Source organism: Microbacterium sp. JAI119, assembly GCF_013410135.1.
Classification (GTDB): domain Bacteria; phylum Actinomycetota; class Actinomycetes; order Actinomycetales; family Microbacteriaceae; genus Microbacterium; species Microbacterium oxydans.
Window position 1 is genome coordinate 463,407 of record NZ_JACCCK010000001.1, and the last position, 18,546, is coordinate 481,952.

An 18,546-nucleotide genomic window follows, 5' to 3' on the forward strand; every position below is an offset into this window, starting at 1 on the left:
GTTCGGCGGTGCGGCATGATTCGCACCCCGCCCGGCCGCGCTCCTCCGCTCCGGGGCCGCACCGGGCGGCGAGAACGGCCGCATGCGAAGCGGACGCGGATGGCGGAAAGCGGCGGCGCGGCGCGGAATCCGGGGCGTCCAGACCTAGGCTGAAATCCATGGCAGACCTCCCGCCGGATGCCGTGGCATCCGCATCCCTCGCAGACCGTGCCGTCGAGCTGGCTCGGCGGTGGACGATCGAGGCCGCGGCGACAGAACCAGACCCGGCGGCCGCTCGGCTCGCCGGAGTGCTGCAGGACGTGAACGGACTCCCGTTCACCCTGGGGTTCGTCGACGGCGTCATGCGTCCGGAGAGCCTGATCGCCGCGGCCTCGCAGCTGCACCGCATCGCCCCGATCGTGCCGGAGTTCCTGCCCTGGTACCTGCGCTCGGTGGTACGTCTCGGTGGCGGGGTCGCGCAGATCCTCCCGACGCCCGTGGTGCCGATCGCCCGTCGGGTGCTCCGGGACATGGTGGGGCACCTGGTCGTCGATGCGCGCCCTGCCAAGCTCGGCGCCGCGATCGAGCGGATCCGCGCCGACGGCTCCCGGCTCAACCTCAACCTGCTCGGCGAGGCCGTGCTCGGGGAGGCGGAGGCCCGACGACGGCTCGACGGCATCCACGCGCTCGTCCGCCGTCCGGACGTGGACTACGTCTCGGTGAAGGTCTCGGCGATCATCAGCCACCTGTCGATGTGGGCTTTCGACGAGGTCGTCGACGAGGTGGTAGAGCGGCTCCTTCCGCTGTATCTCGCGGCGGCGGCCGACGGCACCTTCATCAACCTGGATATGGAGGAGTACCGCGACCTCGACCTCACGATCGCCGTCTTCACGCGCATCCTCGAGGACCCCCGACTGGCCGGGCTCGAAGCCGGGATCGTGCTGCAGGCGTACCTGCCGGACGCGCTGCCCGCCCTGCAGGAGCTCACCGCGTGGGCGCAGGACCGCGTGGCGCACGGCGGCGCCCGCATCAAGGTGCGTCTCGTGAAGGGGGCGAACCTCGCGATGGAGCACGTCGAGGCGCGGATGCACGGGTGGACGCCTGCGACCTACGACACCAAGCTCGACACCGACGCGAACTACCTGCGCTGCCTCGACTGGGCGCTGCAGCCGGAGCACACGGCTGCGGTGAAGATCGGCGTCGCGGGGCACAACCTCTTCGGCATCGCCTACGCCTGGCTGCTGGCGGGCGAGCGGGGCGTGCGGGAGGCCGTGGAGTTCGAGATGCTGCTGGGCATGGCCCAGGGGCAGGTGCGAGCCGTCTCGCGCGAGGTCGGACCGGTGCTGCTCTACGTGCCGGTGGTGGAGCCAGCGGAGTTCGACGTGGCCATCAGCTACCTGGTGCGCCGGCTCGAGGAGAACGCCTCGCCGGACAACTTCCTCTCCGCCGCCTTCCGACTCGGCGAGGACGAGTCGCTGTTCGTCCGCGAGCAGGATCGCTTCCTCGATGCGCTCGACAGGGCGGGCGACCCGACGCTGCGCATCGGACCCCGTCGCACGCAGGACCGTCTCGCCCCCGTGCACGAGTCGCTGCGCCCTGCACCCGTCGCCCCGGTGCCGGAGACCGACCTGACCAAGGCGGTGCTCGGCATCTCCCGCGGCTCGGACGACAGCGGCCGGGAGGCGTTCCTGGAGACCGCGGTCTACTCCGCCCGCGAGCTGGAGCAGGACACCGGCGGAGCCCCGGGCTTCGCGAACACCGTCGACAGCGACCCCGCGCTTCCCGCCAACCGCGAATGGGCGCGCGAGGTGCGCGAGCGCATCGCGACCTCCGACCTGGGGTCTGCCACGATCGCGGCGGCGCAGGTGTCCGATGCGGACGAGCTCGAGCGGGTCGTGCACGGTGTGCGTCGCGCGGCCCCGGCCTGGGGCGGGCGACCTGCCGCCGAGCGTGCCGAGGTGCTGTTGCGTGCCGCGGCTGCACTCGAGGCCCGTCGCGGAGACCTCATCGAGGTCGCGGCCTCCGAGACCGGCAAGGTCTTCGCAGAAGCCGACATCGAGGTGAGTGAGGCCGTCGACTTCGCGCGCTACTACGCAGCCAAGGCCAGGGAGCTCGACGCGATCGCCGGCGCCGTGTTCGTCCCGGCATCCGTCACGGTCGTCACGCCGCCCTGGAACTTCCCCGTCGCCATTCCCGCCGGAGGAGTGCTCGCCGCGCTCGCCGCAGGTTCCGGTGTGGTCTTCAAGCCCGCACCGCAGGCCCGTCGCTGTGCGGCGGTGATCGCCGAGACGCTGTGGGAGGCAGGGATCCCCCGCGACCTGTTGGCGCTCGTCGACGTCGAAGAGGGGGAGCTCGGCCGCGAGCTGATCACGCACGCGGCGGTCGACCGGGTGATCCTCACCGGCGCGTGGGACACGGCGGCGCTGTTCCGCTCCTGGCGCCCGGATCTGCCGCTGCTCGCGGAGACCAGCGGCAAGAACGCGATCATCATCACGCCCTCCGCCGATCTCGACCTCGCGGTCGCCGACCTCGTCAAGAGCGCCTTCGGACATGCCGGGCAGAAGTGCTCGGCGGCGTCGCTCGCGATCCTCGTGGGGCCGGTCGGACGCTCGGCCCGGTTCGCCCGCCAGTTGGCCGACGCCGTGCGCTCGCTGCACGTCGGTCCTCCTACCGATCCGCTGGCCGAGGTGGGGCCGGTGATCGAGCAGCCGCAGGGCAAGCTCGCCTGGGCGCTGAGTGAGCTCGAGGGCGACGAGCAGTGGCTGATCGAGCCGTCTCTCGCCGCGGCGGACGACGGCAGCCGACGGCTTTGGCGTCCCGGCGTGCGCGTCGGGGTGCAACCGGGATCGCGTTTCCACACCGAGGAGTTCTTCGGCCCCGTGCTCGGGGTGATGCACGCCCCGACCCTCGCGCGCGCCGTGGAGATGCAGAACGCCGTCGCCTACGGACTCACCGCAGGGCTGCACACCCAGGATCCGGAGGAGCTGTCGTACTGGCTCGACCGGGTGCAGGCGGGCAATCTCTACGTGAATCGCGGCATCACCGGCGCGATCGTGCAGCGTCAGCCCTTCGGCGGCTGGAAGCGCTCCTCGGTCGGCCCCGGCGCGAAGGCGGGTGGGCCCAACTATCTCATCGGCCTGGGATCGTGGCGCTCGCAGTCGGCAGGGCCGGCCTCCAGCACCCTGCACCTGCGCGGGCTCGATTCGCGCATCACCGCGGTGATCGAGGCGGCACAGTCCTCGCTCGCGTATGAGTCGTTCGAGTGGCTGCGGCGCTCGGCTCTCTCGGATGCGCTGGCCTGGGATCGGGAGTTCGGCCAGGTGCGCGACGTGTCGCGTCTGGGAGTCGAGCGCAACCTGTTCCGATATCGCCCCGTGCCCGTCGAAGTGCGCGCGACCGACGACGCCGCGCTGCACGACCTGCTGCGCGTGGTGATCGCCGGGGTGCGCTCCGGCGCCAGGTTCGTCATCTCCACCCCTTCCGGATTGCCCGCCGAGGTGCGCCGAGCGCTCGGAGACCTCGACGCCCCGGTGTTCCTCGAGAGCGACGACGAGTGGTTGCAGCGGCTGCTCCGTCAGGACGCCGACCTCGAAGGCGTCACACTGCCGGCGAGCGATCGAGTGCGACTGGTCGGCGGTCGTGAGGGTGTCGCCGCTCTCCGCGCGAAGCTGGCCTCGGCTTCCGCTGGCGATCCCGACCTCGCGGTGTACGACGGCGAGGTGACGGCGGCCGCCCGCATCGAGCTGCTGCCGTTCGTGCACGAGCAGTCGATCTCGATCACCGCGCACCGCTACGGCAACCTCGACGCGTGGAGCAGCGACGTGATCTGAGCCGCATGTAAAGAATTCTTGACACACCTGGTAAGCGGTCGTACGCTGAGCGTGTCAAGAATCTTTTACATCGGAGGCGTCGTGGTCTACGAAGAGCGCAATGCGTGGGCGGGACTCATCGTGAGCCCCATCGTGATGGTCGTGTACGTCGTGCTGGTCCTCCAGCAGGCTGGAGGAGGGCCGCTCACCGATGTGGACTGGTTCCCGCTCATGCTGTGGGTGATCGGCGGGGGCATCGTCGCGACCATCGTGCTCAGCGTCGTCTGGGGCATGATCGCCGGAATGCGCGACCCCGACGGTGTAGGGCGCTCCGACATCCGCGACCGCGACATCAGCCGCATGGGTGGGCGGGTGGAGCAGGCCTTCATCGTGATCGCCGGCCTCGGGGTGATCGCGCTGTGCGCTGTCGGGGCCGACGTCTTCTGGATCGCGAACACCATGTTCGCGGGCTTCGCGGTAGCCGCGCTCGTCGGCGGTGTCGCCAGGGTGATCGCCTACCGGCGAGGCCTCGTCTGATGGTCAAGCCCACTCTCGTCTCCAACACCATCCGCGCTCATCGCGAGAGGGCGGGACTCACTCAGGCCGAGCTCGCGCGCACGGTCGGCGTGACGCGCCAGACGCTCATCGCCATCGAACAGCAGAGGTACTCGCCGACGCTCGAACTCGCCTTCCAGATCGCCCGTGCGTTCGGCGTGGGCCTCGACGACATCTTCGAGTATCCCGACACGTCAGGAGCAGCATCATGAGCCGGTCGATGAAGGCGTGGACCAGGAAGACGTACGGGCCCGCCGACGGCGTCGCCCTCGAACACACCTCGATGCCGGTTCCTCGACGCGGCGAGGTGCTGCTGCGCGTGCGCGCCACGGCCCTGAACGCGGGCGACGTGCGTCTTCTGCTCGGCGATCCGCTGCTCGTGCGGCCGGTGTTCGGGCTGACACGTCCGAAGCACCCGGTGCGCGGCATGGAGGTCGCTGGCACCGTGGTGGCGCTCGGGGCCGATGTCGTCGGTGCTGAGGTCGGCGAAGAGGTGGTCGGTGAGCTCGTCGGCGGGGGAGGGCTCGGCGAGTATGTCCGGGTTCCCGCCGCTCGGCTGGTGCCGATCCCCACCGACATCGCGGCAGACACCGCTGCCTGCCTGCCGGTCGCCGGTGGTACCGCCTGGCAGGCCCTCGACCTCGCCGGGGTCGGACTCGCAGACGGTGGCCACGCGGCGGGTGGGGCGCCGCGCGTGCTGATCATCGGTGCATCCGGAGGCGTCGGCACGTTCGCCGTGCAGCTCGCGACTCTCCGCGGAGCCGAGGTATGGGCGACCTGTCGCGACCGCAACGCGCCGCTGATCGAGCAGCTCGGCGCGGTGCGCACGTTCGACCACAGGGAGTCGCCGTTGAGCACGCTCGCGGACGGCCGATTCGACGCGATCATCGACATCGCGGGAGGGATGCCGCTGCGCGAGCTGAAGCGTCTCGTCGTTCCCGGCGGCACAGTCGTGCTGGTCACCGGCGACGGCGGCCATGTGCTCGGCCCCGTCCCACGGATGCTGCGCGCGGTGTTCCTGTCGATCGGCTCGCGGAGCATCCGACCGCTCGCCGCGACGCCACGCCCCGAGGTGCTGGCGAAGCTGCTCGACCTCGTGGCCGAGGGGCGGATCGTCCCCGTCATCGAGCGCGAGTATCCCTTCGCCGAGGCATCGGCGGCTCTCTCCCGACTGGAAGCCGGCCACACGGTGGGCAAGCTCGTGGTCGCCGGCACCGCGGTCTGAGCGCTCATCGGCGGTGTTCTGGTGCCGCACCGACAGCGGTGTGGCGGAGCACCCCCCCACCGCGCTCTGGCGGTGCACAGGGGGCGGGTGACAGAATGGACCCCGGCGTGCCCGAGTCGCATCTTCCCCGACGCCCGCTCGATCGAGCGAAGGGTCGAAGGACCGCCGGGCCCCTGGACAGCGTCCGCCGCGCCCGTCCTCCGAGGAGAGCTCCCATGTCGACGCCTGAAGCCGCCGTCTCCACCGCCCCCGCCCGCACCGCGCACCACCGCCACTACCTGATGTGCAAGCCGGAGCACTTCACCGTCAACTACTCCATCAATCCGTGGATGGAGCCGTCGAAGCCCACCGACACCGCGAAGGCGGTCGCGCAGTGGCAGAAGCTCCACGACCTGTACGTCGAGCTGGGCCACGACGTCGAGCTCATCGAGCCCCTCGCCGGATACCCCGACATGGTCTACACGGCCAACGGCGGGTTCCTCATCGACGGCCGCGCCTATGTGCCCGAGTTCCGCTTCGTCGAGCGCCAGGGCGAGGCTCCCGCCTTCGCCGACTGGTTCCGCGGCGCGGGCTACGACACCGTGATGCCGAAGGAGGTCAACGAGGGCGAGGGCGACTTCCTGCTCGTCGGTGACGTGATCCTCGCCGGCACCGGCTTCCGTTCGACCGGCGACAGTCACCGCGAGGTCGGCGAGGTCTTCGGCCGCGAGGTCGTGTCGCTCAACCTGGTCGACCCGCGCTTCTACCACCTCGACACCGCGATCGCCGTGCTCGATCCGGTGCAGGGTCTCGAGAACGGCGGCCCGGAGCACGCGAACATCGCGTACCTCCCCGGTGCTTTCGACGACGCGAGCCGCGCCGAGCTCGAGAAGCGCTTCCCCGACGCGATCCTGGTGTCGGACGAGGACGGCTCGGTGTTCGGCCTGAACTCGGCGAGCGACGGCTACAACGTGATCATCTCCCCGCGCGCGAAGGGCTTCGAGAAGCAGCTGCGCGAGCGCGGTTACAACCCGATCATGATCGATCTTTCCGAGCTGCTGCTCGGCGGCGGCGGCATCAAGTGCTGCACGCTCGAGCTTCGGGGCGCGAAGTGACCGCGCTGGAGGCAGGCGCCGATGTGAACACCGAGCCGCACGTCGCACACAACTATCACCCGCTGCCCGTGAACATCGCCCGCGCAGAGGGCGCGTGGGTGACGGATGTCGAGGGCAAGCGCTACCTCGATCTGCTCGCCGCGTATTCCGCCGTGAACTTCGGTCACCGGCACCCGGCACTCGTCGCCGCGCTCACCGAGCAGCTCGGACGGGTCACGCTCGTCAGTCGTGCGTTCCAGAGCGACCGCCTCGAACCGTTCGCCGCGGCGCTGGCGGAGCTCGCCGGCAAAGACCTCGTGCTGCCGATGAACACCGGTGCCGAAGCCGTCGAGACCGGCATCAAGGTCGCCCGCGCGTGGGGCTACCGCGTCAAGGACATCGCCGAGGGCAGGGCACGCATCATCGTCGCAGCCGGGAACTTCCACGGGCGCACGACCACGATCGTCAGCTTCAGCGACGACGAGCAGGCGCGCGACGACTTCGGGCCCTACACGCCCGGCTTCGACGTCGTGCCGTACGGCGACGCGGACGCCATCGCCGCAGCCATCACCGACGACACTGCCGCCGTGCTCGTGGAGCCGATCCAGGGCGAGGCAGGGGTCGTGATCCCGCCGGAGGGATACCTGCGCCGCATCCGCGAGATCTGCGATGAGAAGAACGTGCTGTTCATCGCCGACGAGATCCAGGCCGGTCTCGGTCGCGTGGGAGAGACGTTCGCATGCGACCGCGAGGGCGTCGTGCCCGACCTGTACCTGCTCGGTAAGGCCTTGGGCGGCGGCATCCTCCCGGTCTCGGCCGTGGTCGGCGACTCCGATGTGCTCGGTGTGATCCGTCCCGGCGAGCACGGCTCGACGTTCGGCGGCAACCCGCTCGCCGCAGCCGTGGGCCTGCGCGTCGTCGAGATGCTGCAGACGGGGGAGTTCCAGGAGCGCGCCCGTGCGCTGGGAGCCCATCTGGAGCAGGCGCTGCAGCCGCTGATCGGCCACGGCGTCACGGCCGTGCGCATCGCGGGACTCTGGGCCGGGGTCGACATCGACCCCGCGAACGGCACAGGGCGGGAGATCGCCGAGAAGCTGCTCGAACGCGGCGTGCTCGTGAAGGACACGCATGGACAGACGGTGCGCATCGCGCCGCCGCTGGTGATCCGTGCGACCGAGCTCGACTGGGCGGTGGAGCAGCTCAAGCTCGTGCTGGGCGCCTGACCGACCCGCCGACACGGACAGCGCCACCGCTGTCACGGCCGTCGACTGGGGATGAGACGGCTGGCGGTGGCGCTGTCCTCGTGCCGCTCAGGCCGGTGGGGAATCCGGGTCGAGCGTCTTGAGGGTGTCCTCTTCGGCGGCGTTATCGGCGTCGAGCTGATCCTCGGTGTTCTCGTCGCCGCCGAGGGCCGCACGATGGCCCTGGCCGGCGTCGCCCTGGATGGCTCCTCCGGTGGACTCGCCGCGCGAGGCATCACCCTGGATGGCTCCGCCGGTGCCGTCGCCCTGGCCGGAGTCCTCGTCCGGTGCTCCGACTCCGGGTGCGCCCTCTGCCGGGTCCTGCGGGTGGGGGGTGCGTTCCGTGTTCTCGTCCATGCGACGACGCTACGTCGGGTGCGGCCCTCCGCAGAGGGCATTGACAAACAGGCCGAGGATGCTCAGTCGTCGGGGTCGCGCCGCTTGGCGGTGCGGATCGGCGTGGTCACGGCGGCCTCGTCGCTGAACTCGATCGGGTCGACCTCGATCACGCTGAGCGGGCGGGTCTCGTCGAGTGTGAGCAGGAAGCGGCGGTTCTCGTCGCGTCGCAGGCGCCCGGACGTCGCCACCCAGATCACACCGATCGCACAGGCGACGAATCCGGCCGTGCCGCCGAGCATGATCGCAGCGCGCGGCCCGAACGTGTCGGCGACCCACCCCGCGATCGGAGCGCCCACCGGGGTCGAGCCCATGATCACCGCCATGTAGAGCGCGAGCACACGGCCGCGCAGGGCGGGATCGGTGGTGATCTGCACGTAGCCGTTGGCGGTGGTGAGGAGCGTCACGATCATGAAGCCGGTGAACGTCAGGGTCACGGCGTACGACGCGTAGCTGGGCATCACGGACGACACGAAGGCGGCGATCCCGAACCCGCCGGCAGCCAGGATCACCACCCGTACCCGGGCCCGGTCGCGACGTGCGGCCAGCAGGGCGCCGATCAGCGACCCGATGGCCAGCACCGAGCTGAGCACACCGTATCCGTCGGCTCCCGCACCGAACTCGAGTGCCATGGTCGAGGCGAAGATCGGGAAGTTCATGCCGAAGGCGCCGATCAGGAAGACCGTGACGAAGACGACCTTCAGGTCGCTGCGTCCCCATACGTACCGGAAGCCGGCTGCCAGGCCACCGCGGCTGCGGTTCTTCAGCCGAGGGGCGAGCAGGCTGCGCCGCATCAACAGGAGCGCGAGGAGCATCGCCAGGAAGGTCGCGGCGTTCACGATGAACACCCAGCCCGAGCCGATCGCCACGATCAGCAGGCCTCCGACGGCCGGCCCCACCATGCGGGCGAGGTTGAACGACGCCGAGTTGAGGGCCACCGCGTTCGAGGTGTCGCCGGTGGAGACCATGTCCGAGACGAACGCCTGCCTGGCCGGGGCGTCGAAGGCGTTCACGATGCCGAATCCGAGGGCGAACCCGAACATCATCGGCAGCGTCATGAGGTCGTTGAGCAGCAGCACACCGACCGCGATGGCCAGGGCCAGCAATGCCGACTGGGTCGCGAACAGGATGTGCCGGCGGTCGAAGCGGTCGGCCACCCACCCCGTCATGCTCACGAGCACGAGGGGAGGCCCGAACTGCAGGGCCATGGTGACGCCCATCGCCGTGGCGTCGTTGTCGGTGAGCTCGGTGAGCACCACCCAGTCCTGCGCGGTGGCCTGCATCCACCCGCCGACGTTGGAGATCAGGGCGCCCGCGAACCAGATCCGGTAGTTGATGTTCGCGAACGAGCGGAACATGGCGCTCATCTCTCCACCACCCGCCGCATCAGGGCGCTCGCTTCGCGCAGTGTGGTCAGCTCGGCCTCGGTGTAGTCGACCTCGCGCAGCATGTCGGCCAGCAGCTCGTCGCGCCGGCGGATGGTCTCGACCACGATCTCGGCACCGGCCGGGGTGATGTCGACCTGCACGCGTCGCCGGTCGTCCTCGTCGGGGGTGCGCACGACGAAGCCCTGCTCCTCGAGGCCGTTGATCGTGCTCGTCATCGACGGCGCGGTCACGCGTTCGCGTTCGGCGAGGGTCGAGACCGTGCGTCGGCCGTTCATGCGCAGGTCGGCGAGCACCGCCAGCTGCGCGTCGCTCATCGAGTCGGCGGCGCGGGCGCAGCGGAGGCGGCGGGCCAGCCGGAACGTGGCCATGCGAAGGTCTGTGGCGGTGAGGCGGAGGGATTCATCAGACGCAGACATTACTTAGATAGCCTATCTAATTTTCCGGATGCCGTCGCGGCAGCGGGCACAATGGAGGGGTGACCCGAACGCTCGCCTTGGAAATCGCCGTGCAGGACCCCGCCGGAGTGCGCATCGCCAAGGAGGTCGGCGCGGCACGCGTCGAGCTCGCGACGGCTCTCGCCCTCGGTGGACTCACCCCGTCGCCCGCGACGATCGAGCTCGCCGTCGAGACGGCAGGGGTCGATGGCCCCGAGGTGCACGTGCTGATCCGCCCGCGCGCGGGCGGCTTCCACTACGACGACGACGAACTCGCCGTGGCCGAGCTCGATGTGCGCCGCGCGATCGCCGCCGGTGCTACGGGCGTGGTCATCGGCGCCCTCGACGCCGAGGGGCGACTCGACCTGTTCGCCATGGCGCGCCTCCGAGATGCCGCAGCCGGCGCACCCGCGACGCTGCACCGTGCGATCGACGTGACGGCCGATCCGGTCGCGACGCTGCGGAGCGCCCGCGAGCTGGGCCTGCGTCGGGTGCTCACCTCGGGGGGAGCGTCGGCCGCGATCGACGGCATCGACACGTTGCGTGCGCTCGTCGCGGCCGCAGAGGGCGAGATCGAGATCATGGCGGGCAGCGGCGTCGATGTGGCGAGCGCTCCGCTGCTCGCAGCCGCGGGCGTGGACGCGATCCATTTCTCCGCGAAGCGTGCCGTGAACGAAGACGGCGGGGTGCGGATGGGGTCGGCCTCCGACGGGGTCGGCGGCTACGAGGTGACCGATCGCGACACCGCCTTCGCGATCCGCGACGCCCTTGCACGGTAGCCGCCTCTTCCGGTGATGGGTAGGCTCGCAGCGTGATGGATACCCGCGAGTTCACCGATGCCTATGGTGTCGACATCGTCTACGACGTCCATCCCGCCGAGGGGACCCCGCGCGGCGTGGTGCAGCTGCTGCACGGCGTCGGAGAGCATGCAGGGCGGTACGGTGCGCTGATCACCGCGCTCACGGCTGCCGGATTCCACGTCTACGCCGACGACCACCGCGGTCATGGCCGCACCGGCATCCGCCAGCACGGCGGCCCGGAGAAGCTCGGCCGTCTGGGCAAGGGCGGGCTGCGTGCGGCCGTGGAAGCCGTCTGGCAGCTGACGGGCATCATCCGCGAGGAGAATCCCGATCTGCCGCTCGTGCTGCTCGGGCACTCGTGGGGATCGTTCCTCGCACAGATGCTCGTCAACGAGCACCCGGACGCGTGGGACGCGGTGATCCTGTCCGGCTCTGCCCTGCGCATGCCGGGCTCACTGAACGCCGCTCCGCTGAATGCGCGCTGGGCAGGTGAGGGCGCGACCGGGCTGGAGTGGCTCAGCAGAGACCCCGCCGTGTGGACCGCGTTCGACGAGGATCCGCTGACCACCGATGTGCCGCTGCTCAAGCTGTTCGGCCCGATCGAGGCGGCGAAGCTGTACGGCCGCTCTGCGAAGGACCTGGGGCACGACATCCCGATGCTTCTGCTGGTCGGGCGGGACGACCCGGTGGGCGGACCGCGCAGCGTGCACAAGCTCGCCGACGAGTACCGCAACCGTTCAGGTCTCACCGACGTCACCACGCTCGTCTACCCCGACGCGCGCCACGAGATCTTCGCGGAGCTGCAGCAGGACGAGGTGCGCGCCGACGTGCTCGCCTGGCTCGACACGCACATCCCCGCACGCTGAGCTCCCGGCTCCACCGCCGAGACCCATGCTCCTCGTCCACACCCACTGTGGCGACCGCTCGCCGCGGTGGGTCTCGGCGGGGAGCGTGGGTCTGGGGCGAGGTGTTCCCGCGTGGTGCGGATGTAACGCGACGTTACGCGCGGTGAAGGCGTGTGACACGGGCGTCTCGCGCGCCGCGGGGTCACCGTAGATTCGGGGCAATATTCCGCGCATGAGCGAGGAGTGCCCGCTCGGCGGCACCCCGCACGGGAGGGAGCGCTCCGATGAGCTTCGTGAAGGACTGGCAGGACTGGCACGCGTCCAGGGAGCGGTACGCGGGATCGGAGTACGGCCCGTCGGCACTCGAGTCGACGAACTGGCTCATCACGGAGGCCGCGGCCGTGGACGGCATCCCCGGGCTCTGGGCGCTCACCGGCGACGGCGGCATCCGCGGCAGCGAGCTGGGCCAGGCGGGATCCACCGTCACGCTGCGGGGCACGCAGAGCATCCGGCTCGGGCGCCGCGAGCTGCGCGTGTTCGAGCGCCACGGCACGATAGCGCTGCGTGTGCTGAATCCGGCTCGTCCGCAGCGCGAGTGGTTCACCGCGATCGATGCCTATGCCCCCGACGAGCGCTGGCGTCTGCCGGCTGTCTTCGAGGAGACACCCGACGAGCAGATCGTGATCACGTCGGTCGACGGCGATGCGCGGGAGACGCCCGTCGCCGGTCGGCTGCGCTTCGAGCTGGCGGGCGCGCCGCAGACGCTCACCGTGACCCGAGGTGCTCAGGGCGGGCTGAGCGCGGTGTTCGCAGACGGGACGAACGGCCTCGAGACCTACCGCTTCCGGTTCCTTCCGGTCGACGAACCGGCCGTGGACGGCACTGCCGTGATCGACTTCAACCGCGCCTATCTGCCGCCGTGCGCATTCTCCGACCAGTTCGTGTGCCCGCTGCCGCCCGCCGGGAATCGATACTCGACCCCGATCCGCGCGGGTGAGCGCGTCGTCGTGCTCGGAGGCTGACCCGCCGTGACAGGGGCCGCGCGCCTTAAGCTGGAACCGTGCACGGTGAATACAAGGTCCCAGGTGGAAAGCTCGTCGTCGTCGACCTCGAGATCGAGGACGACCGGATCTCCCGCTTCCGGCTCGCCGGCGACTTCTTCCTCGAGCCCGACTCGGCGCTGGACGACATCAACGCCGCCGTCGACGGACTGCCCGTGGAATCGGACGCGACGGCGATCGCCGCAGCCGTCCGCGCCGCGCTGCCCGACGGGGCCCAGCTGCTCGGGTTCACACCGGAGGCCGTCGGAACCGCGGTGCGTCGCGCACTCGTGACCGCCCCTGGGTGGCGCGACTTCGACTGGGAGATCGTGCACGAGAAGGCTGCGTCGCCACGCATGAACCTCGCGCTCGACGAGGTGCTCACCTCCCGCGTCGGCGAGGGGCGTCGCCGTCCCACCCTGCGCATCTGGGAGTGGGACCAGTCGGCCGTGGTGATCGGATCGTTCCAGTCGTACCGCAACGAGGTCGACCCCGAGGGAGCTGCGAAGCACGGATTCGACGTCGTCCGTCGTATCTCGGGCGGTGGGGCGATGCTCATGGCCGCGGGGCAGATCATCACCTACTCGCTGTATGTGCCGGCTTCACTCGTGGCGGGGATGACCTTCGCCGACTCCTACGCCTTCCTCGACGACTGGGTGCTGCAGGCGCTGCGTTCGCTCGGCATCGATGCCGTCTACCAGCCGCTCAACGACATCGCGAGCCCGACCGGCAAGATCGGCGGCGCCGCCCAGAAGCGGTTGGCGAACGGCGGAGTGCTCCACCATGCGACCCTGTCGTACGACATCGACGGTCAGGTGATGACCGAGGTGCTGCGCATCGGACGGGAGAAGCTCAGCGACAAGGGGACCGCCTCTGCCGCCAAGCGCGTCGACCCGCTGCGCAGCCAGACCGGCCTCGAGCGCGCGGAGATCATCGAACGGTTCAAGGACACCTTCCGCTCGCTGACCGACGCCGAGACCGGGTCGATCTCGGCCGACGAGTACGCTGCCGCCGAGGCGCTCGTCGAATCGAAGTTCGCCACCGAGGCCTGGCTGCATCGGGTGCCGTGACGGCGCCGGCCCCTCACCTCCCCCCTGCGGCGGACACCCCTGACGTCGTGGCAGACACCGTGTCCGTGTCAGAGCCGGTCGTACCGCAGCCGCTCGTACCGGGTGCGGTGACGATCGTCGAGGGCGACAACCTCGCCGTCGCCGCGACCCTGCCTTCCGGTTCGTTCACGCTCGTGTACCTGGACCCGCCGTTCAACACCGGCCGCACGCAGGAGCGTCAGGTGGTGACCGCACGGCGGACGTGGGCAACTCCTCAAGAATCGGTGCCGGCCACGGAACCGGTCCCGGGGATCCACGACCTCGGGGGAGTGACCGGCACGGATCTGCGGAGTTCTTCACCGGAGCCGGGAGAGACCGCGCCGGCCGCTGACACCGAGGTGCGGCACGGCTTCCACGGCCACGCCTACGAGCGGGTGCGCGGGATGCTGCGCGCCTATGACGACCGCTTCGACGACTACGGCTCGTTCCTGATGCCACGGCTCGAAGAGGCCTGGCGGTTGCTCGCCGACGACGGCACGCTGTACCTGCACCTCGACTACAGGGAGGCGCACTACGCGAAGGTCATGCTCGACGCGGTGTTCGGGCGGGACTGCTTCCTCAACGAGCTGATCTGGGCGTATGACTACGGCGCCAAGTCGCGCAGCCGCTGGCCCACCAAGCACGACACGATCCTGGTGTACGTGAAGAACCCTCGAGGGTACGTGTTCAACTCGGACGAGGTCGACCGCGAGCCGTACATGGCGCCGGGGCTCGTCACCGCCGAGAAGGCGGCGCGCGGCAAACTGCCGACCGACGTGTGGTGGCACACGATCGTGCCCACCACCGGTCGGGAGAAGACCGGCTATCCCACGCAGAAGCCCGAGGGGATCCTGCGGCGCATCGTCACGGCGTCGAGTCGTCCTGGCGACCGTGTGCTCGACCTCTTCGCGGGCAGTGGGACGACGGGAGCGGTGGCCTCGGCCCTCGGACGCGACGCCGTGCTGGTCGACGACAACCCCGAGGCCGTCAGGATAATGAAGACGCGGATGCCGCACGCCGAGGTGACGTCGTTTCGTTGAACCACACTCGGCCGGAGTAGCCGCGACCGTTCCGTCAGGAGGGGCGGAGCAGCACGAGGAACCGCTCGATCTCTGCCGCCATGTCGAGCGAGGGATCGAGCATCCACGCAGCCTGCAGCCCATCGGCCAAGGCATGCAGGGTGCGGACGACCCATGCCGGGTCGAGGTCGGCGCGGATCCGCCCCTGTTCCTGGTCGATGATGAGCTGAGCGCGGGTGAAGGTCTCGATACGCTCGGTGCGCTCGCGGAAGTAGGCGTGGGCGGGGTGGGCAGGATCCCCGGCTTCGGCGGCCAACTGCGCGTAGAGCTGCACGAGACCGGGGACGGATGCGTTGTGACGGATGACCGCGAGGAACGCGGCCGAGGCGTCTTCGCCGGCGTACTGCTGCTCGTCGCGGTCGTCTCTGGCGCGGAGGATCGCGACGAACAGCTCCTCCTTGCTGCCGAAGTAGTGCAGCAGGCCCGCCGGGCTGAGTCCGGCGGCGTCCGCGATCTCCCGGACCGACGCCTTGCGGTAGCCGTGCTCGGCCACGACGGCGAGTGCGGCCTCGAGGATCTCCTCGCGCTTGGCGACGCCCTTCGCGTATGCCCCCCGTGTAGCCATCGCTCCAGGGTAACCGTCACGCTCGGATCACAAAAACCAAACAACGTTCGTGAAACGCTTGCGCGGACAGTCGACGATCTGTCAGCATGTCCGACGAATACCAAACACCGTATGGTATTGACCTGATCACGCTCACCGACCCGATCACGCTCAACGAGGAGCCGACATGTCCGTGTCCCCGCTCGACCCCGCCGCTGAAATCGCCCCGACCGGCACCATCCGCGCCGTTCCGCCCGCCGCGGGGGAACCGGCGGCGAGTCCGCCCGCGAATCGGCGGCTGCTGCCCAGCTTGCTGATCGCCTCGCTGACCCTGTTCGCCACCTACGGCGGACTCATCGCGATCCTGCTGCCCAGCCAGGTGCTGATGATCGACGAGGCGAACAAGGTCGGCAACCTCGCCGTCGTGACCACGATCTCCTTCGTCTTCACGCTGTTCGCGCAGCCGATCGTCGGGGCGTTGAGCGATCGCACGCGCTCGCGGTTCGGACGCCGGGTGCCGTGGATGGTGCTCGGCGCGATCATCGGCGGCATCTTCCTGTTCGGAATGGGCTCGTTGACCGACATCCTCTGGATCACGGTGTTCTGGGTCATCATCCAGGTGGCGCTGAACTTCTTCCAGGCTCCGCTGACGGCCATCACCGCCGACAGGTTCCCGCGGGCTAAGCGCGGCGGCGCGAGCGCGATGATCGGTATCGGCACGCAGGTCGGCATGACGGTGGGCATCATGCTCGCCGGGGCGTTCGCCGCGCAGATCGGCATCGGCTACGCGGCGTTCGGCGGTGCCGTGATCGTGGCGGCGCTGCTGTTCGCCGTGGTGAACCGCGACTGGTCGTCGAAGCACGCCGCGGTGGCCCCGTTCCGATGGGGCGCCTTCTTCCGGGGCTTCTGGATCGACCCGCGCCGCCACCCCGACTTCGCCTGGGCGTTCGGGGCGCGGTTCCTGCTGATCCTCGGCTACTTCGTCGTCAGCTCGTACCAGCTCTACATGCTCACCGACTACATCGGGCTGCCCCTGGCGGAGGCCCAGGGCGCCGTCGTCACGCTCACCCTCGTGGCCTTCATCCCGACCCTGGTCGCCATCGGTCTCTCCGGGTGGTGGAGCGACAGGGTCGGTCGCCGCAAGGTCTTCATCTACGCTGCGTCCGTCGTGATGGTGGCAGGGCTGGCGATGCCGCTCCTGCAGCCGAACATGACCGGCATGATCCTGATGAGCATCATCAACGGGGTCGGCTTCGGGCTCTACATGTCGGTGGATGCAGCGCTGATGACCGAGGTGCTGCCGAACGAGGGCGTCTCCGCGGGGAAGGACCTCGGCATCCTGAACGTGGCGACCAACGTGCCGCAGGCCCTGAGCCCCGCGATCGGCGGTGTCATCCTCACGGCGCTCGGAGGCTACGCGATGCTGTTCGTCTTCGCGATCGTGTTCGTGATCCTCGCCGCCGTGGCGACCGCGCCGATCAAGGGAGTGCGCTGATGACCGGGAACGACCGGGAGAATACTGTCATGACCGATACCGATTCCGAGACGACCGCCGACTTCGTCGAGGTGGCCACGGCCGCGGGACGAGTGCGTGGCCGCTGGCGTCCGACAACGGGAGGGCGGGGCAATCCCCGATCGGCGGCTTTCCTCGGAATCCCGTTCGCCGAAGCACCCATCGGTGCGCTGCGCTTCCAGGCGCCCGTGCCGAAGGCACCGTGGGAGGGCGTGCGCGATGCGCTCGAGTTCGCGGCGACCGCGCAGCGCGGAGACCCCGGCGTCACGCTCATCCCCGAGCCGAGCATCGAGGGTGACGCCACGCTCAACGTGAACGTGTTCACCCCGAACCCGAGCCGCGCGGGGCAGGGGGACGGGCTCCCGGTGCTCGTGTGGATCCACGGCGGCGGCTACTTCGCGGGCTCGCCTGCCAGCCCCTGGTACGACGGCCGCAACTTCAACCGCGACGGTGTCGTCACGGTCTCGCTCTCCTACCGGCTGGGCTTCGACGGCTTCGGCTGGATCGAGGATGCACCCTCGAACCGTGGTGTGCGCGACTGGCTGCTCGCCCTCGAATGGGTGCAGCAGAACATCGCGGAGTTCGGCGGGGATCCGTCACGCGTCACGATCGCCGGACAGTCCGCGGGCGGCGGTGCGGTGCTCACCCTGCTCGGCATGGAGCAGGCGCAACACCTGTTCCACGGCGTCTACGCGATCTCGGGCGCGCTCGCCGATGTGAGTGCCACCCGGTCGGAGGCCTTCGGGCGTGCGCTCGCCGCGGCGGCGGGGGTCGAGCCGACCGTGGCTGGGTTCTCGTCGCTGCGCGAAGAACGCATCCTCGAACTGCAGAAGAAGGCCACGGAGCTCGGTCCCTCGTCCCTGGGCAGCGTGATCGACGAGGGGCTCCCACTCGGGCCGACGGTCGACGGTGATCTGCTGCCGCGCTCCACGCGCGAGGCTCTGCGGGCCGGCGTCGGCGCAGACAAGCCGCTCGTCCTCGGGGCGACGGACGACGAGTTCACGATGGTCCTCTCCGGGGCCGAGAAGAAGCTGCGCTGGGTGCCGAGGTCGCTCCTGCTGAACAAGCTGGGACTGCCGAAAGCCGTACGGAGGGAATACCTCGCCGCGAACGCCGACATCGCCGGCCTCGGCAAAGCGCGCCTGGGCGGGCGTCTGCTGACCGACCGGATGTTCCGGACGGCGCTGCTGAACGTGCTCGCCGACCGCGGCTCGGCACCCACCTGGCTGTACCGGTTCTCCTGGCCGTCAGGGCACTTCGGCTTCGCCGAGCACTGCCTCGACGTGCCGTTCTTCTTCGACTGCCTCGACGGCCCCGCCATGGAGCCACTCGCCGGACCGAACCCTCCACAGGAGCTGGCCGACGAGGTGCACGGAGCGGCCGTCGCGTTCATCGCCGGAGGTGACCCCGGGTGGCCGCGCCATCGGGGTGCCGCGGGCATCGCCCGGGTCTACGACGTGCCGACGCGCGACGTCGCCGATGCCTACGCGTCCGTGCGTCCGCTGCTGCGCGCGACCTGATTCGAGAGCGCCCGCGG

General features: G+C 69.9%; 17 protein-coding genes. 13 read left to right on the plus strand and 4 right to left on the minus strand.

From position 1 onward, the window contains the following. Positions 1-158 precede the first annotated feature (158 nt). The 6 genes from HDC31_RS02160 (at position 159) to rocD (ending at position 7,864) form a co-directional block, all read left to right on the plus strand. Positions 159-3,809: a bifunctional proline dehydrogenase/L-glutamate gamma-semialdehyde dehydrogenase gene (locus tag HDC31_RS02160; protein WP_179515778.1), complete on the plus strand. Its 3,651-nt coding sequence runs from the start codon at positions 159-161 to the stop codon at positions 3,807-3,809. A 51-nt stretch (positions 3,810-3,860) separates the two neighbouring features. Next, the gene (locus tag HDC31_RS02165) at positions 3,861-4,325 is read left to right on the plus strand and encodes a hypothetical protein (protein ID WP_258546558.1); all 465 of its coding nucleotides are present in this window, start codon (positions 3,861-3,863) and stop codon (positions 4,323-4,325) included. Continuing rightward, positions 4,325-4,555, plus strand: coding sequence for a helix-turn-helix transcriptional regulator (locus HDC31_RS02170; protein ID WP_113681843.1), 231 nt, complete (start codon positions 4,325-4,327; stop codon positions 4,553-4,555). Before HDC31_RS02165 ends, HDC31_RS02170 begins: the two co-directional genes overlap by 1 nt. Then, positions 4,552-5,568, plus strand: a complete 1,017-nt coding sequence (locus HDC31_RS02175) for an NAD(P)-dependent alcohol dehydrogenase (protein ID WP_061017042.1) — start codon at positions 4,552-4,554, stop codon at positions 5,566-5,568. Before HDC31_RS02170 ends, HDC31_RS02175 begins: the two co-directional genes overlap by 4 nt. A gap of 215 nt (positions 5,569-5,783) precedes the next feature. Further along, the gene (gene ddaH, locus HDC31_RS02180) at positions 5,784-6,662 is read left to right on the plus strand and encodes a dimethylargininase (protein WP_046747564.1); all 879 of its coding nucleotides are present in this window, start codon (positions 5,784-5,786) and stop codon (positions 6,660-6,662) included. Continuing rightward, entirely contained in the window at positions 6,659-7,864 is a 1,206-nt protein-coding gene (gene rocD / locus HDC31_RS02185; RefSeq protein ID WP_179515779.1) for an ornithine--oxo-acid transaminase, read from the plus strand. Before ddaH ends, rocD begins: the two co-directional genes overlap by 4 nt. An 87-nt stretch (positions 7,865-7,951) precedes the next feature. Here the strand turns inward: rocD and HDC31_RS02190 are convergent, their stop codons facing one another. The 3 genes from HDC31_RS02190 to HDC31_RS02200 form a co-directional block, all read right to left on the minus strand. Continuing rightward, the gene (locus HDC31_RS02190; protein ID WP_045264425.1) at positions 7,952-8,239 is read right to left on the minus strand and encodes a hypothetical protein; all 288 of its coding nucleotides are present in this window, start codon (positions 8,237-8,239) and stop codon (positions 7,952-7,954) included. A gap of 62 nt (positions 8,240-8,301) precedes the next feature. Then, positions 8,302-9,636, minus strand: a complete 1,335-nt coding sequence (locus HDC31_RS02195) for an MFS transporter (RefSeq protein ID WP_082108607.1) — start codon at positions 9,634-9,636, stop codon at positions 8,302-8,304. Positions 9,637-9,641: 5 nt separating this feature from the next. Continuing rightward, positions 9,642-10,082 carry a MarR family winged helix-turn-helix transcriptional regulator gene (locus tag HDC31_RS02200; RefSeq protein ID WP_046747567.1) on the minus strand — a complete coding sequence of 147 codons (441 nt, stop codon included), beginning with the start codon at positions 10,080-10,082 and terminating at the stop codon, positions 9,642-9,644. Positions 10,083-10,141: 59 nt separating this feature from the next. Between HDC31_RS02200 and HDC31_RS02205 the strand changes: the two genes are divergently transcribed. From HDC31_RS02205 to HDC31_RS02225, 5 genes are all read left to right on the plus strand, one after another. Next, positions 10,142-10,879: a copper homeostasis protein CutC gene (locus HDC31_RS02205; RefSeq protein ID WP_179515780.1), complete on the plus strand. Its 738-nt coding sequence runs from the start codon at positions 10,142-10,144 to the stop codon at positions 10,877-10,879. 35 nt (positions 10,880-10,914) lie between these two features. Further along, on the plus strand, positions 10,915-11,766 hold the full coding sequence (locus HDC31_RS02210; RefSeq protein ID WP_113681413.1) for an alpha/beta fold hydrolase: 852 nt from the start codon (positions 10,915-10,917) through the stop codon (positions 11,764-11,766). A 263-nt stretch (positions 11,767-12,029) separates the two neighbouring features. Next, on the plus strand, positions 12,030-12,767 hold the full coding sequence (locus HDC31_RS02215; RefSeq protein ID WP_046747570.1) for a DUF1684 domain-containing protein: 738 nt from the start codon (positions 12,030-12,032) through the stop codon (positions 12,765-12,767). Between the two features lie 38 nt (positions 12,768-12,805). Next, complete coding sequence (locus HDC31_RS02220) at positions 12,806-13,855, plus strand: biotin/lipoate A/B protein ligase family protein (RefSeq protein WP_046747571.1); 1,050 nt, start codon at positions 12,806-12,808, stop codon at positions 13,853-13,855. Positions 13,856-13,902: 47 nt separating this feature from the next. Beyond that, complete coding sequence (locus HDC31_RS02225; protein ID WP_374939216.1) at positions 13,903-14,913, plus strand: DNA-methyltransferase; 1,011 nt, start codon at positions 13,903-13,905, stop codon at positions 14,911-14,913. A 34-nt stretch (positions 14,914-14,947) separates the two neighbouring features. Here HDC31_RS02225 and HDC31_RS02230 read toward each other — a convergent pair whose 3' ends face one another. Beyond that, entirely contained in the window at positions 14,948-15,517 is a 570-nt protein-coding gene (locus HDC31_RS02230; RefSeq protein ID WP_113681567.1) for a TetR/AcrR family transcriptional regulator, read from the minus strand. 166 nt (positions 15,518-15,683) lie between these two features. Here HDC31_RS02230 and HDC31_RS02235 point away from each other — a divergent pair, with 166 nt between their 5' ends. Beyond that, entirely contained in the window at positions 15,684-16,991 is a 1,308-nt protein-coding gene (locus tag HDC31_RS02235) for an MFS transporter (RefSeq protein ID WP_113681566.1), read from the plus strand. Between the two features lie 29 nt (positions 16,992-17,020). Continuing rightward, a complete protein-coding gene (locus tag HDC31_RS02240; RefSeq protein WP_113681569.1) occupies positions 17,021-18,529 on the plus strand; it encodes a carboxylesterase/lipase family protein in 1,509 nt (502 codons plus the stop codon). The last annotated feature ends 17 nt before the right edge of the window (positions 18,530-18,546 follow it).

Coding starts and splice junctions, on each gene's coding strand:
- HDC31_RS02160 (WP_179515778.1), top strand. CDS start 159: ATGGCAGACCTCCCGCCGGATGCCGTGGCATCCGCATCCCTCGCAGAC.
- HDC31_RS02170 (WP_113681843.1), top strand. CDS start 4,325: ATGGTCAAGCCCACTCTCGTCTCCAACACCATCCGCGCTCATCGCGAG.
- HDC31_RS02175 (WP_061017042.1), top strand. CDS start 4,552: ATGAGCCGGTCGATGAAGGCGTGGACCAGGAAGACGTACGGGCCCGCC.
- ddaH (WP_046747564.1), top strand. CDS start 5,784: ATGTCGACGCCTGAAGCCGCCGTCTCCACCGCCCCCGCCCGCACCGCG.
- HDC31_RS02190 (WP_045264425.1), bottom strand. CDS start 8,239: ATGGACGAGAACACGGAACGCACCCCCCACCCGCAGGACCCGGCAGAG.
- HDC31_RS02195 (WP_082108607.1), bottom strand. CDS start 9,636: ATGTTCCGCTCGTTCGCGAACATCAACTACCGGATCTGGTTCGCGGGC.
- HDC31_RS02200 (WP_046747567.1), bottom strand. CDS start 10,082: ATGTCTGCGTCTGATGAATCCCTCCGCCTCACCGCCACAGACCTTCGC.
- HDC31_RS02210 (WP_113681413.1), top strand. CDS start 10,915: ATGGATACCCGCGAGTTCACCGATGCCTATGGTGTCGACATCGTCTAC.
- HDC31_RS02215 (WP_046747570.1), top strand. CDS start 12,030: ATGAGCTTCGTGAAGGACTGGCAGGACTGGCACGCGTCCAGGGAGCGG.
- HDC31_RS02230 (WP_113681567.1), bottom strand. CDS start 15,517: ATGGCTACACGGGGGGCATACGCGAAGGGCGTCGCCAAGCGCGAGGAG.
- HDC31_RS02235 (WP_113681566.1), top strand. CDS start 15,684: ATGTCCGTGTCCCCGCTCGACCCCGCCGCTGAAATCGCCCCGACCGGC.
- HDC31_RS02240 (WP_113681569.1), top strand. CDS start 17,021: ATGACCGATACCGATTCCGAGACGACCGCCGACTTCGTCGAGGTGGCC.